This window comes from Planosporangium mesophilum (assembly GCF_016863255.1).
Taxonomy (GTDB): domain Bacteria; phylum Actinomycetota; class Actinomycetes; order Mycobacteriales; family Micromonosporaceae; genus Planosporangium; species Planosporangium mesophilum.
Window position 1 is genome coordinate 100,033 of sequence record NZ_BOON01000019.1, and the last position, 13,722, is coordinate 113,754.

The following is a 13,722-nucleotide window of genomic DNA, read 5'->3' on the forward strand; positions in this document are numbered from 1 at the left end:
CGACATGAGTGAGCCAACCGAGCCTCCGCGGGGTGCGGCCACGAGCGCCGCTGTCGATACCTCCCGCGACCGGAGCCGGGCCGCCCAGAGCGCGCGCGTGTCGGGCCCGCTGCGGCGAAGCGGCGACTGGGCCCGCCGGGCGCCGTTGCTGCCCGCGCTGATTTTCATGATCGTCGTGACCCAACTGCCGTTCGTGGCGACGTTGGTCATCTCGTTCATGGACTGGAACGCGTACTACCCCGATGAGCGCGGCTTCGCCGGCTTCGCCAACTTCCGCCGGGTCTTCACCGACATCAACCTGCGCAACGCCGTGATCACGACGATCATCCTCACCGCGGCCGTCGTGCTCATCAGCCTGCTGCTCGGCATGCTGATCGCGCTGCTGCTCGACCGGAAGTTCCGCGGCCGGGGCGCGGTGCGGACCATGTTGATCGCGCCGTTCCTCATCGTCCCGGTGGCCGCCGCGCTGGTGTGGAAGCACGCCCTCTACAACCCCGAGTACGGACTCCTCAACGGCGCCCTCACCTGGATCTGGCACCTGTTCGGCGCCGACCGGCCGCCGCAGCCGGACTGGATCAGCTCGATGCCGCTCGGCGCGGTCATCGCGGCCCTGATCTGGCAGTGGACCCCGTTCATGATGCTGATCCTGCTGGCCGGCCTGCAGAGCCGTCCCCTGGACGTCATCGAGGCCGCCCGGATCGACGGCGCGAGCGGCTGGGAGATCTTCCGCTACATGACCTTCCCGCACCTGCGCCGGTACCTCGAGCTGGGAGGCCTGCTCGGCTCGATCTACGTGGTGCAGAACTTCGACCACGTCTTCACCATCACCTCGGGCGGACTCGGCACGGCCAACCTGCCGTACACGATCTACCAGATCTTCTACAACGCCCACGACTACGGCCGGGCGTCGGCCGCGGCCGTCGTGGTCGTGATCGGCACGATCGTCATCGCGACCTTCGCGCTGCGCACCGTGTCGACGCTGTTCCGGGAGGAGAGTTCGCGATGACCTCGATCACCGATACCGCACCCGTCCCGGCGACCCGCACGGCGGCCGGGGCGCCGCGCGAGAAGCGGCGCAGCCCTTCCGGGCTCGTACTGACCCTGCTCGCCTGGGTCGTCGGCGTCCTCTTCGTCCTGCCGGTGCTGTGGATGGCGCTCACCTCCCTGCACAGCGAGCCCGCCGCGGCCACCAACCCGCCGTCGATCGCGGCTCCGCCGACCCTGCAGGGGTACCGTGACTTCTTCGGCGCGGGCGCCGGTACGACACCGTGGCCGTCGCTGGCCAACTCACTCACCGCCAGCGTCACCTCCACGATCCTGGTACTGCTGCTGTCGATCCCGGCCGCATACGCGCTGTCCATCAAACCGGTGCGCAAGTGGACCGACGTGCTGTTCTTCTTCCTGTCCACGAAGATGCTGCCGGTCGTCGCCGGCCTGCTGCCGATCTACCTGTTCGCCCAGAGCGTCGGACTGCTGGACAACATCTGGCTGCTCGTCCTCTTCTACACCTCGATGAACCTGCCGATCGCGGTGTGGATGATGCGTTCGTTCCTGGCCGAGGTACCGGTGGAGATGCTGGAGGCGGCGTCGATGGACGGCGCCGGCCTGACCCGTACGCTTCAGTCGGTCGTCGCGCCGGTCGTCATGCCCGGCATCGCCGCGACCTCGCTGATCTGCTTCATCTTCAGCTGGAACGAGCTGCTGTTCGCCCGGGTACTGACCGGCACGGTGGCGCAGACCGCCCCGGTGTACCTCACCGGCTTCGTCACCAGCCAAGGGCTGTTCCTCGCCAAGGTGTGCGCCGCGGCCGTGGCCGTGTCCCTGCCCGTACTGATCGCGGGATTCGCCGCGCAGGACAAGCTGGTGCAGGGTCTGTCCCTCGGTGCCGTCAAGTAACAGGAGGACGCCATGCCGACGCCGCTGAACACCGAAACCCTGCCTGCGCTGCGGGACCGCGTTCCGGTACCGGCCTATGACCGCGGCCGGCTCCGTACCGGGATCGTCCACTTCGGAGTCGGAGGGTTTCACCGCGCCCACCAGGCCATGTACCTCGACCGCCTGATGGACGAGGGCAAGGCCCTGGACTGGGCGATCTGCGGGGTCGGCGTGATGCCGGCCGACCGGCGCATGAAGGAGGTGCTCGACGCGCAGGACGGGCTGTACACCCTGGTGGTCAAGGCACCCGACGGCACGATGCAGGCCCGGGTGGTCGGTTCGATCCGCGAGTACCTGTTCGCGCCCGACGATCCGGAGGCGGTTGTCGAGAAGATGGCCGACGAACAGACCCGGATCGTGTCGTTGACGGTCACCGAGGGCGGCTACAACGTCAACGCCGTCACCGGGGAGTTCGACGCGACCAACCCGGACGTCGGGCACGACCTCCAGCCCGGCGCGTCCCCCCGGACCACCTTCGGGCTGATCACCGAGGCGCTCGCGCGCCGCCGTGACCGCGGCCTTCCACCGTTCACGATCATGTCGTGCGACAACATCCAGGGCAACGGCGACGCCGCGAAGCGCAGCTTCGTCACGTACGCCAAGCTGCGCGACCCCGAGCTCGGGGAATGGATCGCGCGGGAGGTGCGGTTCCCCAACAGCATGGTGGACCGCATCACCCCGGTGACCACCTCCGACGACATCGCCGAGGTCCGCCGGCAGTTCCAGATCGACGACCGGTGGCCCGTCGTGTGCGAGCCGTTCACCCAGTGGGTCCTGGAGGACCGCTTCAACGTCGGACGCCCGCCGCTGGAGGACGTGGGCGTACAGCTCGTCGCGGACGTCGAGCCGTACGAGCTGATGAAGCTTCGCCTACTCAACGCCAGCCACCAGGCCCTCTGCTACTTCGGCTACCTGGCCGGGTACCGGCTGGTGCACGAGGTGTGCCAGGACCGGCTGTTCGCGGAGTTCCTCCTGGACTACATGGACCGGGAGGCGACGCCGACGCTGGAGCCGGTGCCCGGCATCGACCTCGACGGGTACAAGCACAACCTGATCGCCCGCTTCTCCAACGCCGGGGTACGCGACACCGTCGCGCGGCTGTGCGCGGAGAGTTCCGACCGCATCCCGAAGTGGCTGCTGCCGGTGATCCGCCACAACCTCACAGGCGGCGGGGAGATCCACCGGTCGGCCGCCGTGGTCGCGAGCTGGGCCCGGTACGCCGAAGGAGTGGACGAGGAAGGCCGGCCCATCGAGGTGGTCGACCGGCTGAAGGACGTCCTGATGGCCAACGCGCGGCGCCAGTGGGAGGACCCGCTCGCCTTCGTCGCCAACCGGGAGGTGTTCGGGGATCTCGTCGACAACGAACGCTTCGTCACGGCGTACCGGTCGGCGCTCGGGTCGCTGCACGACAAGGGCGCTCGCGCGACCCTCGAGGAGCTCGTCACGAGGTGACCGTCGGACGTGCCCGGAACCGGGCTTGGCGCGACACCCCCGGCAGATGTCCAGGTCGGCCGGTAAGCGGCCGACCTGGACATCTCCGATCAGGCGAGGTCGAACCGATCGAGGTTCATGACCTTGTCCCACGCGGCCACGAAGTCACGTACAAACTTCTCCTTCGAGTCGCCGCACGCGTAGACCTCCGAGATGGCTCGGAGTTGGGAGTTCGAGCCGAAGACGAGGTCGACGGCGGTGGCCGTCCACTTGACCTCTCCGGTGACGCGATCCCGGCCCTCGTACACGTTCTCGGCCGAGGCGGATGCCGTCCACTCCACGCCCATGCCGAGCAGGTTCACGAAGAAGTCGTTGGTCAACGTCTCGGGCCGGTCGGTGAAGACGCCGTGCCGGGCTTGCCCGACGTTGGCGTTCAGGGCCCGCATGCCGCCCACCAGAACCGTCATCTCGGGGGCGCTCAGGTCCAGCATGTAGGCCCGGTCCACCAGCAGGGTCTCCGGTGACAGCTTCTCCCCGGCCCGCAGGTAGTTGCGGAACCCGTCCGCCCTGGGCTCGAGCACGGCGAACGAGTTCACGTCGGTCTGCTCCTGTGACGCGTCCGTACGCCCCGGCGCGAACGGGACCGTGATGTCGTACCCCGCGTTCTTCGCCGCCTGCTCGACCGCCGCGCAGCCGCCCAGGACGATCAGGTCGGCGAGCGAGATCTTTTTCCCGCCGGTCTGTGCGCCGTTGAAGTCCTGCTGGATCTGCTCGAGCTTCCCCAGCACGGTGGCCAGCTCGGCCGGGTTGTTGACCTCCCAGTCCTTCTGCGGCGTGAGGCGGATCCGCGCACCGTTGGCCCCGCCTCGCTTGTCGGTGCTGCGGAAGCTCGCCGCCGACGCCCAGGCCGTGGAGACCAGCTGGGAGATCGACAATCCGGACTGGAGGACCTTGGCCTTCAGCGCAGCCACGTCCTCGCCGGTGACCAGTTCGTGGTCTACCGCGGGCACCGGGTCCTGCCACAGCTGGGGCTCCGGAATCCACGGACCGAGGTACCGCGAGACGGGGCCCATGTCGCGGTGCAGCAGCTTGTACCACGCCTTGGCGAACGCCTCGGCGAGTTGGTCCGGGTTCTCGTAGAAGCGCTTCGCGATCGGCCCGTAGATCGGGTCCACCTTCAGCGCGAGGTCGGACGTGAGCATCATCGGCGCGTGCCGCTTCGACGGGTCGTGGGCGTCCGGCACCGTGCCCTGCGCCTCGGCATTCTTGGGCGTCCACTGCTTGGCGCCGGCGGGGCTCTCCGTCAGCTCCCAGTCGTACCTGAACAGGTTGTCCAGGAAGCCGTTGTCCCACTTGATCGGCTCGTTGGTCCAGGCGCCCTCCAGGCCGCTGGTGAGCGCGTCGGCGCCCTTGCCGCTGCCGTAGGTGTTCTTCCAGCCCAGGCCCTGCTGCTCGATCGGGGCGCCCTCGGGCTCCGCACCGAGGTACTCGGGCTTGACCGCACCGTGCGCCTTGCCGACCGTGTGGCCGCCGACGATGAGGGCAACCGTCTCCTCGTCGTTCATCGCCATGCGGCCGAAGGTCTCCCGGATGTCCCGGGCGGAGGCCAGCGCATCCGGGTGACCGGCCGGCCCCTCAGGGTTCACGTAGATGAGGCCCATCTGGACGGCGCCGAGCGGACCGGCGAGTTCCCGGTCGCCGCTGTAGCGCTCGTCGCCGAGCCAGGTGTCCTCGGGCCCCCAGAAGATCTCCTCGGGCTCCCAGATGTCCTCCCGCCCGAAGCCGAAGCCGAAGGTCTTGAAACCCATCGACTCGTACGCACAGTTGCCGGCGAAGACCAGCAGATCGGCCCAGGAGATCTTGCGGCCGTACTTCTGCTTGATCGGCCAGAGCAGCCGGCGCGCCTTGTCCAGGCTCGCGTTGTCCGGCCAGCTGTTGAGCGGCGCGAAGCGCTGCGAGCCGCTGCCGCCGCCGCCGCGACCGTCGGCGATGCGGTACGTGCCGGCCGCGTGCCAGCTCATCCGGATGAACAGCGGCCCGTAGTGGCCGTAGTCGGCCGGCCACCAGTCCTGCGACGTCGTCATCACCTCGAAGATGTCGCGCCTCAGCGCGTCGACGTCGAGGGTCTTGAACTCCTCCGCGTAGTCGAAGTCCTCGCCCATCGGGTTGGACCGGGGCGAGTGCTGATGCAGAACCGAGAAGTCCGGCTGGTTCGGCCACCAGTCCCGGTTCGTCCTGGGTCGCGTCGCCTTGGCAGTGGGCGCGGGGATTGCCGGGTTCTCGCTTTCGCTGACGCTCTCGGTGGCGTCCTTCTTGTCAGACACGTTGGTCCTTCTCTCGTCTTACCGTTCTTCTGATGGCTGGCTGATCAAAGCTGTGTTGCTCTGTCCGCGATCAACACAGCGGGCACCGACCCCAGTAGATGACCTCGGCTTCGTCGATCCGGTAGCCCGCGTCGTCGGCGGCCGTCAGGCAGGGTGCGGGTCCGACCGCACCGTCGACGTCGGCGATCGCGCCGCACGACCGGCAGACGACGTGGTGGTGGTTGTCCCCGACCCGCGCCTCGTAGCGCGCCACGGAGCCCGCCGGCTGGATACGCCGCACCAGACCCGCAGCGGTCAACGCGCGCAGCACGTCGTAGACGGCCTGGTGGGACACCTCACCGAGGTCCTCGCGCACGACGCTGATGATCGACTCCGTCTCGGCGTGCGGATGGTCGTGCACTGCGGACAGCACCGCGACCCGGGGACGCGTCACACGCAGAGCAGCCCCGCGCAACATCCCCTCAAAGTCCGAGGTCGTTGGCACACTCCGAAGTCTTCCCCATCTTCTGGAACCAATCAAGTATCAGGTGCGGCCGGTCAACCGGACGATACTGCTGTCGGGCGGCTGCCGATCATCCATTGCGCTCGGAGCGTCGTTCCTTGATGCTCACATCCCGACGCGAAACATCTCCACGTCAGGAGGCGGTCATGGTCGGTTCTCGGGACCGTCTCGCGCGCACCGGGGTGGCCGGCGTTTACTTCGTCCAGGGGATGTGCTTCGCAGCGCTCCTGACGCGGGTCCCCGCGCTGCAGGAGAAGTTCGGCTTCTCCGAGGGGCAACTCTCGCTGGTCCTGCTCGCTGTTCCGGTGGTGGCCGGTGTCGGCAGCGTCCTCGCGGGACTGCTGGCCACCCGTTTCGGAAGCGCGATCGTGCTCCGGGTCGGTGGTCTCGGCGTGTGCGCCTCGATCGTCGGCACCGGCCTGGTCGCCTCCCGGACCACGCTGTACCTCGATCTGGCCGCGGTCGGGCTGTTCCTCGGCCTGGTCGACGCCGCCATGAACATGCAAGGGGTCGCCGTCCAGCGCCGGTACGGCCGCCCGGTGCTCGCCTCGTTCCACGGCGTCTGGAGCGCAGGGGCAATCGCCGGCGCGCTCGCGACCGCCGTGACCGCCCACTGGCGCTGGGCGCTGGGGTCCGCCCTGGGCGCGGTCGCGCTCCTCGGGGCCGCGATCGCCCTGGCTGCCGGGCCCCGCCTGCTGCGCCCGGCCGAGGAGGTCAGCCCGGTCCGCGACAACGCCGTCACGCGGATCCCGTGGGCGCCGATCGTCGCCGTCGGCACCGCGATGATGCTCATGTACATCGCCGACTCGGCGACCTCCAACTGGAGCGCGGTGTACCTGCACACCGGTCTGCACAGCAGCCAGGGCGTCGCGGCGCTGGGGCTCGCCGCGTACCAGACCTGCATGGTCGTCGGACGAGCGTTCGCCGATCGCCTCGTCGCCCGCCACGGTCCCGTACGCGCGGTCTCCATCGGCGGCGCCGTCGGCGTGCTCGGCCTCCTGGTCGTGGTCGTGGCGAGGAGCCCGGCAGTGGGCATCGCGGGGTTCGCCGTGCTCGGTCTGGGCCTGTGCGTTGTCGTACCGCAGTCGTTCTCGGTGGCGGGTCAACTGGATCCGGGCGGGACCGGGATCGCGGTGGCCCGGGTCAACCTGTTCAACTACGTCGGCTTCGTGGTGGGGGCGGCCCTCATCGGCCTGGTGGCCCAGAGCCGGGGCTTGCGGGCGGCGTTCCTCGTGCCGGCCGTGCTCGCCGTCGGCATCGTCGTGCTGGCCCGCTCGTTCCGTCCCCGAGCCGTGGCTGCCGGGGACGCGCGTGGGGTTCGTCCCGTCGTCGGCGGGTAGTGCGCCGCCAGCCGACAACGGGGCCGAGACTGGCAGGCTTCATCAGGACCCGGTGGCTGAAAATTCCTGGTGGAGGTCAGACGATCGTGAGGGCGGCGGTCAGGGCCGGCAGGTCGTAGGGTACGACCACCGCCAGCGGCGTGTCGGTCTTACGGCCGAGCTGACTGATGATCAGCGCACCAACGGAAGACTCTGCTTGCCAGACCCCTCACCCCTGCAGCCCAGCGGTTATGGTCGATCACGCACAATCTGCGACATGATCAGCACCGCTTCCTCCCGCGTGCCCGAACCCCAGCCAGCACGCAAACTTGTGTACGGCCACGCCCAGGCCCACGACTGCCTTGCCTTCGCTGACGCCGAAACCGCCGCCGAGGAGGCGAACGAAATCGTCGCGATCGCCTCCGCGCGCACCTGGGGCGAAGCTCGTAGTGTTGCCGTCCGCCACACCTGGAACCCGGCCGGTCCCGAGTACGTGGAGCTGGACGAGCACGACGATGCCGAACCCTTCGACATCAATGAGCTCGGCGCTGTAGCCGACGGCAACTGGCCCAAGATGGTGACGAGCCGCGGACTCACCCTCCTGCCCAAGGACCTCCAAACCCGATTCGGCACGAACGCGGACACCGTCTTCAACGGCGACTACCTGGAGATTCCCCTCGCCGCCGAGGCTGAACTCGTCGCGGCGCTGCGGGAACGCGGCCTCGAGATGACCCGCGACGACGATCTGATCAACACTCTGGACGGCCGTACCTTCAACCCGGCGGACTGACGGCATAGCGCGATGTCGGCGCTCGTCGCCTTGCCGACCTCGGACGGCAGCAGGCGAGCCTGATTGAAGGGCTGGACCTGGACGTCCACGCGAACTTCGTGACGCTCCGGCGGCAGGTCCGCGCGGCCCTGGCCGCACATCCTGCCGCCATGGAGATCGACGCCATCGTGCGGGAAATGCTGAGCTAAGCCCATGCTCAGGGAAGGTTGAACTCGCCCTTGCTTACACCGTCGAGGAACGCGTCCCACTCGTGATTAGTAAAGACCAGAACCGGCCCGGTGCGGTCCTTGGTGTCGCGAACCGCGACGCCGTCGTCCAGGAAGGCGACCTCGACACATCCGCCGTTGTTACCGGACTTCGTGCTCTTGCGCCACGCGGCGCGGGACAGATCGGGTGTCACGGTGCTCTCCGGCGGCGTCGGCGTACTGGCGGGCGACGGCCGTGATCAACCGGGTCGACTCCTGCCTGCTGAACGCGGCCGCCGTCATGTGGTTGTAGGCCAGCGTACACCGGCGAAGATCGTCGTCTTTCTCCATGTACAGGTTGCCGGCCTGCCCCTCGACGTAGGCGACTGGCGAGTGCATGCGGTCGTCGAACTCGAAGATCGTCAGTGCACCGCGGACACCCGGGTAGCCGCCATGTGAGAGCGGCACAACCTGCAACGTCAGCCGTTTGGTCATTGCCGCCAAGTGCTTGAGCTGCGCTGCCATGACTGCCTTACCGCCGACCTCGCGACGCAGCACGGACTCGTCGAGTATCACCCACAGTTCCGGTGGCTCATCATCGAGCACCCTGCGCTGCCGTTCCAGCTTGATCTTTACCTGGCGCTCGACCTCTTCATCGGTCAGCAGGCCGCCGTCCCAGGTCTCGGCGATGGCTCGTGCGTAGTCCTCGGTTTGCAGGAGTCCATGCACGATCATCGGCTCGAAAATCCTGATACTCGTCGCCGCGCTCTCCAAGCCGAGGAACGTCGCGAACGGCGCCGGTACCTGGCCGAACGTCGACCACCAGCCGCGCTGCTTACCGAGTCGCTGCAGTTCCATGAACGACTCGCGCGTTTCCGCGTCGCTCACGCCGTACACGTCGAGCATGAGAAGCAACTCGGCGCGCACGATCCCGACGTCACCGGCTTCGATCTTCTGCACCTTGCTGACCGAGCAGCCGAGCCGGTCGGCGATCTCCGCCTGGGAGACGCCGGCCGCTTCACGCATGCGGGCGAGCTGCTCACCGAGCTGCCAGCGCGGAATCGTGGGCCCGATCGGCTTCGGCATCGCACCGCTCCCCTCAGATGCACCAAGTCTTATCGATGCCGATTGCAGAGACAAGCATGATGAGAAAACTTACGACATAAGATTGACGGCCGACGAACGCTGATGCAACGCTGACGCCGGGTTCACGACGGTCCAAAGAGGAGTCGACGGTGGACGACGACGACCACAGGCCCGATCATCAGCAGCGGCCGTTCACGGTGCCGTTCAGCGCAATGGCGTCCGAAGCAGACATGACGACGGCGCGCCGACTGCTCGCCGTTCACCGGCCACGTACCGTCGCCCGGCAGGTCTGCACCGGCTGCGGCAAGGCGTGGCCCTGCCTGGACATGCTCTACGCCTGGGCGATGATCAACGAGAAGCCCGGGCCGACGGATCCAGGCGTGACGGACGGGCACTGACCGGGATGGGCGTGTACGAGTCCCAGGTCGTCGCCTTCGCGCGCTACGCGGCGGCCCAGGTCGCGTACCACGAGCGGGTGGTCGCGCAGCACCAGATCGATGGCACCGGGTGCTGCCGGTCCTGCGGCCGGGTATGGCCCTGCGACCAGCTCCAGCACAGCCGGGGAATGGTTGACCACTTCAGCCAGTGGGCACTGGCGGAGAAACAAGCCATCCCGGATCCCGAACTGGTACGGCCGTACGTCGAGCCGGTCGGCGACGGATGATCCGGTGTTTACGGCTCGACACGTACCCGACCCGCAAGTTCGCGCAGCTCAGGCATGCTCCGCTGGCCGGGAGACGAAAGGAGCGACCGGACCAGACCACGCACCACCGGCCGGGCACGTACCTCTTCCGGCGCGAGCCGCTCAGCGGTGAGCAGTGCCCGGTAGCACTCCGCCGGCTTGTCCCACCGGCAGTACGCCCGGGCGACGTCCACCCAATAGCGTGCCTGCCGTTCCGGCAATCGGATCGAACCCGTGGGGACGCTCGCGGCGAGATCGATCGCGGTACCGAAGTCGCCCAGGGCGGACGCCGCACTGATCTGGAAGAGCGTGACGTTGGTGGGACCGAACGCGGTCCACCTGTCGTTGCGGTCCCGGCCCAACTGCCGGGCAATCGCACCGGCCTCAGCAAAGAGATCCCGTGCGGTCGTGCGATCCCCCGCTTTCGCAGCGGTATATCCGGCATTGGTCAACAGAATGCCGCGTACGGACAACGCCTCCGGCGCCGGCGTCGCGCCCTCGACATGCAGTCGATCAGCGAAGGTCACCGCCCTCGTCAGCGCCTGGGTGTGATGCCCCGCTCTGCGGGCGAGCATGGACAGTGTCCGTGTCGACTCCGCCTCGGCGAGGACGCTACCGCTGGCGCGCGCCGCCGCCATGGCGCGCTCCGCACTGATCCAGTCGATCCCCCCGGCGTCGAACTTCACGCAGGCATGGGCAACGACGTTGTACGTCTCCGCCAGCGCTTCCTGCACCGCGAGTCTGTCGTCGCCATCGACATGATCGGCCGTACTGGCGGCGGCGATCACCAGCCGCGGTAGCTGTGCCGCCAGCGACGAGTACCGGCAGGCTTGAAAATCGTCCTTGACCGCGCTGAGCGCGGCTTGCAGACGAGCGAGCGGAACCGGGTCGGCGGTCGGCATCCGATCGCGCAGGAGCAACTCGGCGAGCCGGGAGACCAGGAGATCAGCAGGCTCGCTCGGGCCGGCCGCCGAGGCCGGCTGCCATGGAATCGCGGACAGCGCGACGGCACCGCTCATACCGATCAGCAGGTCCCGCCGTCGCACCGAGCTTTCACCGCCTCCTTGGCTCACCTCAGCGCCCACCATAAAGCCCTGCCCGCCCAATTCGAAGTAATGCGGGCTGCCCGTCGCATAACGATCGGGCGCGAGACCGAACAGGTGCGGAGGTATCCCCAATACCCCGGCGAAGCGCCGGAGGACGTCCACATCGGTCAACGGTTGCCGGCCGCTCTCCAGCCGGGAGATCTGCGAGGCGGAGTACCCGCAGAGGGCTCCGAGCTCGGCCTGGGTGAGGCCACGCGCGACACGTACCTGGCGCAGTATCGCCCCTGCTCCAGGGCCACTGGCACGATCACGGGCGCGCACCCGCCCCGGCGTCGTGTGGTCGACACCCATCGTTGGCTCCGCGGGGATTAGGCCTACGCCCACGGTAAGGCCGGCGCACGTGAATTCCGCAATTCACGTGCAGAACCTGCATGTCGTGTGTGCGATCCACCGATCGCCTTCCGGCTGCCGTCACCGCACCCGTTCATGGGATCAGAGCCAACGGTCCACCGGAGGAGCAACGATGTGGCACGCATCAGGACCCGATCCGCTTTCCCTCGTCAGCCAGCTGATCGGTCTGTGTGTAGGCCTGGCCCAGGCTGTTACCGCAGTGGCGATTGCTCGGACCGCGCTGAGGCGCCGGTCGCCCCATCGTTCGCGGCGGAGGAAAGAACCGGGAGACTGAACGGGGAGCGCCCGCACAGCTACCCGATATCGAATCAGGGCTCAGCCTGATTCCACCGTCACGCTTGGTCGAAGCCGGGTCGGCTACCCCAGTACGGATCATCCGCCGGCAAGCCGGAGGCGGGCCAGCACATCAGCGACTTCCTGACTGTCCTCATGCTGCGGGCCGTAGACGACGCAGAGATCGTCGTACAGCGGCTGCAACTCGGCTACCGCCTCCGAGGCCTTGCCCTCGGAGAGCAGCAGCATGCCGATGTTGCGGCGCAGATCCAGGGCCGTGGGGCTGGCGTCCCCGTCGGCGGCGCGCACCTGGGCCAGCACCTGCTCGAACTGACGCAGGGCCGCCGTGGCCTGGCCGAGCTCGGCCCGACAGTAGGCCGCCTCCCGGAGGCAGTCCAGGGCATCCGGACTGGCCGGACCTGCCGTACGCGCGTAGGCCGCGGCGAGGGCGTCGAACTCCGGCAGGGCCCGGCGGAAGTCCCCGCCGAGGACGAGGATGGCCGCACGACGCGAACGCAGCCCCAGCACGCGGGGGCTCTCGGCGCCGAGCGCAGCGGCTGCCGGGTCGATCACCTTCTGGAGGACCTCCGCCGCCTGGGCGAAACGCTCGTCGTTCAGCAACTCGTCGGACTGCGACACCGCCGCCTTGATCGCGTCCCGTAGTTCGGCGTCAACGACCGCTGCCGGCCTGACGGTCGGGGCGACGGGCCTCGACACGGGCGGGGTCTCAGGCCGGGGACGCGGCGAGTTCGGCCGGCGGTACAGGAGCGTGGGGTCGGGCATCCCGACCGGTCCCCGCTCGGTCACCGCCGCGTCAGCCCCGGGCAGCGGCAGGAAGGGCAGCAGTCGCTCGTACACCTCGTAGGCATCGGCCGGCCGCTTCTCGGGCACCTTGGCGAGCAGCTCGAGTACCAGCTCTTCCAGCGCGGCGGGCACGTCGGAGCGCAGTTCACTCAGAGGACGCGGCGCTTCGTAGACGTGCTGGTGCATGAGCCGGAAATCATTACCGCCCTCGAACACGGGTTGCCCGCTGAGGAGTTCATGCAGCACGCAGCCCAGGGCGTACAGGTCGCTGCGGGGTGTGATCTGCACGCCCTGGATCTGCTCCGGCGGCATGTACCGACTGGTGCCCATGGGGCTGCCGGTGACGGTGAGCCGGGTGACGTCGGTGCGCAGGATGGAGGCGATGCCGAAGTCGAGGAGCTTGACCGCGCCACTCTCGGACACCAGGACGTTGTCGGGCTTGAGATCCCGGTGGACGACGGGGACCGCGTGGGCGTGGGAGAGGACGGTGCAGATCTGGGCGGCGACGGCGGCGGCCCACGTGACGGGCAACGGCTGTTCGGGGTTGATGAAGGCGCGCAGCGAGGTGCCCCGGACAAGCTCCATCACCAGGTACACCCGGTCGTACGAGCGGTCGAGCACGGCGTCGTAGACCTGCGGCACGCCGTGGTGCTGGATGCGGGCGAGGACGCGGGCCTCCCGGCGGAAGCGCTTGGCGAACTCCTCGGCCTGCTCGGGAGTGGAGACCACATCGGAGCGGATGAGCTTGACGGCGACCTCGCGGTCGAGCACCCCGTCGTACCCGCGCCAGACGCGTCCCATACCTCCCGAGTCGAGCTGCTCGACCAGCTCGTACCGGCCGGCGATCGGCCCTGCCTGCACTGTCCCCGCCTTCACGTGGGCTGCCCTGTCGATGGACCAGTGTCCCCGCCGAGGAGATCAATCGTCCAGAGCT

13 protein-coding genes are annotated in these 13,722 nt (G+C 68.4%); 7 read left to right on the top strand and 6 right to left on the bottom strand.

Going from position 1 to position 13,722, the window contains the following annotated elements; all coding sequences use genetic code 11:
- Positions 1-4: 4 nt before the first annotated feature.
- Genes Pme01_RS11405 through Pme01_RS11415 form a run of 3 tightly spaced genes read left to right on the top strand, consistent with a single transcriptional unit; the run spans position 5 to position 3,387 of the window.
- Complete coding sequence (locus tag Pme01_RS11405; protein ID WP_168115387.1) at positions 5-1,006, top strand: carbohydrate ABC transporter permease; 1,002 nt, start codon at positions 5-7, stop codon at positions 1,004-1,006.
- Positions 1,003-1,896 carry a carbohydrate ABC transporter permease gene (locus Pme01_RS11410; RefSeq protein ID WP_168115386.1) on the top strand — a complete coding sequence of 298 codons (894 nt, stop codon included), beginning with the start codon at positions 1,003-1,005 and terminating at the stop codon, positions 1,894-1,896. Before Pme01_RS11405 ends, Pme01_RS11410 begins: the two co-directional genes overlap by 4 nt.
- Positions 1,897-1,908: 12 nt before the next feature.
- Positions 1,909-3,387: a mannitol dehydrogenase family protein gene (locus tag Pme01_RS11415; protein WP_168115385.1), complete on the top strand. Its 1,479-nt coding sequence runs from the start codon at positions 1,909-1,911 to the stop codon at positions 3,385-3,387.
- Between the two features lie 89 nt (positions 3,388-3,476).
- On the opposite strand, the gene katG is transcribed toward Pme01_RS11415, so the two are convergent.
- Together katG and Pme01_RS11425 are read right to left on the bottom strand one after the other, a co-directional pair.
- Positions 3,477-5,690 carry a catalase/peroxidase HPI gene (gene katG / locus Pme01_RS11420; RefSeq protein WP_203935551.1) on the bottom strand — a complete coding sequence of 738 codons (2,214 nt, stop codon included), beginning with the start codon at positions 5,688-5,690 and terminating at the stop codon, positions 3,477-3,479.
- Between the two features lie 70 nt (positions 5,691-5,760).
- Positions 5,761-6,147, bottom strand: a complete 387-nt coding sequence (locus Pme01_RS11425; protein WP_205864082.1) for a Fur family transcriptional regulator — start codon at positions 6,145-6,147, stop codon at positions 5,761-5,763.
- A 191-nt stretch (positions 6,148-6,338) separates the two neighbouring features.
- Here Pme01_RS11425 and Pme01_RS11430 point away from each other — a divergent pair, with 191 nt between their 5' ends.
- Both Pme01_RS11430 and Pme01_RS11435 read left to right on the top strand, forming a co-directional pair.
- The gene (locus Pme01_RS11430; protein WP_168115383.1) at positions 6,339-7,532 is read left to right on the top strand and encodes an MFS transporter; all 1,194 of its coding nucleotides are present in this window, start codon (positions 6,339-6,341) and stop codon (positions 7,530-7,532) included.
- Positions 7,533-7,788: 256 nt separating this feature from the next.
- Entirely contained in the window at positions 7,789-8,301 is a 513-nt protein-coding gene (locus tag Pme01_RS11435; RefSeq protein WP_168115382.1) for a hypothetical protein, read from the top strand.
- A gap of 196 nt (positions 8,302-8,497) precedes the next feature.
- On the opposite strand, the gene Pme01_RS11440 is transcribed toward Pme01_RS11435, so the two are convergent.
- Positions 8,498-8,701 (bottom strand): DUF397 domain-containing protein, encoded by a 204-nt coding sequence (locus tag Pme01_RS11440; protein ID WP_168115381.1) that lies wholly within the window; start codon positions 8,699-8,701, stop codon positions 8,498-8,500.
- The gene (locus tag Pme01_RS11445) at positions 8,649-9,572 is read right to left on the bottom strand and encodes a helix-turn-helix domain-containing protein (protein ID WP_168115380.1); all 924 of its coding nucleotides are present in this window, start codon (positions 9,570-9,572) and stop codon (positions 8,649-8,651) included. Before Pme01_RS11445 ends, Pme01_RS11440 begins: the two co-directional genes overlap by 53 nt.
- A 149-nt stretch (positions 9,573-9,721) precedes the next feature.
- Between Pme01_RS11445 and Pme01_RS11450 the strand changes: the two genes are divergently transcribed.
- Both Pme01_RS11450 and Pme01_RS11455 read left to right on the top strand, forming a co-directional pair.
- Entirely contained in the window at positions 9,722-9,970 is a 249-nt protein-coding gene (locus tag Pme01_RS11450) for a hypothetical protein (RefSeq protein WP_168115379.1), read from the top strand.
- Positions 9,971-9,981: 11 nt separating this feature from the next.
- Positions 9,982-10,236 carry a hypothetical protein gene (locus Pme01_RS11455; RefSeq protein ID WP_203935552.1) on the top strand — a complete coding sequence of 85 codons (255 nt, stop codon included), beginning with the start codon at positions 9,982-9,984 and terminating at the stop codon, positions 10,234-10,236.
- Positions 10,237-10,244: 8 nt separating this feature from the next.
- Here Pme01_RS11455 and Pme01_RS11460 read toward each other — a convergent pair whose 3' ends face one another.
- Together Pme01_RS11460 and Pme01_RS11465 are read right to left on the bottom strand one after the other, a co-directional pair.
- Positions 10,245-11,651 carry a helix-turn-helix domain-containing protein gene (locus Pme01_RS11460; protein WP_168115377.1) on the bottom strand — a complete coding sequence of 469 codons (1,407 nt, stop codon included), beginning with the start codon at positions 11,649-11,651 and terminating at the stop codon, positions 10,245-10,247.
- Positions 11,652-12,083: 432 nt separating this feature from the next.
- Positions 12,084-13,649, bottom strand: coding sequence for a serine/threonine-protein kinase (locus Pme01_RS11465; protein WP_168115376.1), 1,566 nt, complete (start codon positions 13,647-13,649; stop codon positions 12,084-12,086).
- Between the last annotated feature and the right edge of the window lie 73 nt (positions 13,650-13,722).

Coding starts and splice junctions, on each gene's coding strand:
- Pme01_RS11410 (WP_168115386.1), top strand. CDS start 1,003: ATGACCTCGATCACCGATACCGCACCCGTCCCGGCGACCCGCACGGCG.
- Pme01_RS11405 (WP_168115387.1), top strand. CDS start 5: ATGAGTGAGCCAACCGAGCCTCCGCGGGGTGCGGCCACGAGCGCCGCT.
- Pme01_RS11415 (WP_168115385.1), top strand. CDS start 1,909: ATGCCGACGCCGCTGAACACCGAAACCCTGCCTGCGCTGCGGGACCGC.
- Pme01_RS11460 (WP_168115377.1), bottom strand. CDS start 11,651: ATGGGTGTCGACCACACGACGCCGGGGCGGGTGCGCGCCCGTGATCGT.
- Pme01_RS11430 (WP_168115383.1), top strand. CDS start 6,339: ATGGTCGGTTCTCGGGACCGTCTCGCGCGCACCGGGGTGGCCGGCGTT.
- Pme01_RS11425 (WP_205864082.1), bottom strand. CDS start 6,147: ATGTTGCGCGGGGCTGCTCTGCGTGTGACGCGTCCCCGGGTCGCGGTG.
- Pme01_RS11445 (WP_168115380.1), bottom strand. CDS start 9,572: ATGCCGAAGCCGATCGGGCCCACGATTCCGCGCTGGCAGCTCGGTGAG.
- Pme01_RS11435 (WP_168115382.1), top strand. CDS start 7,789: ATGATCAGCACCGCTTCCTCCCGCGTGCCCGAACCCCAGCCAGCACGC.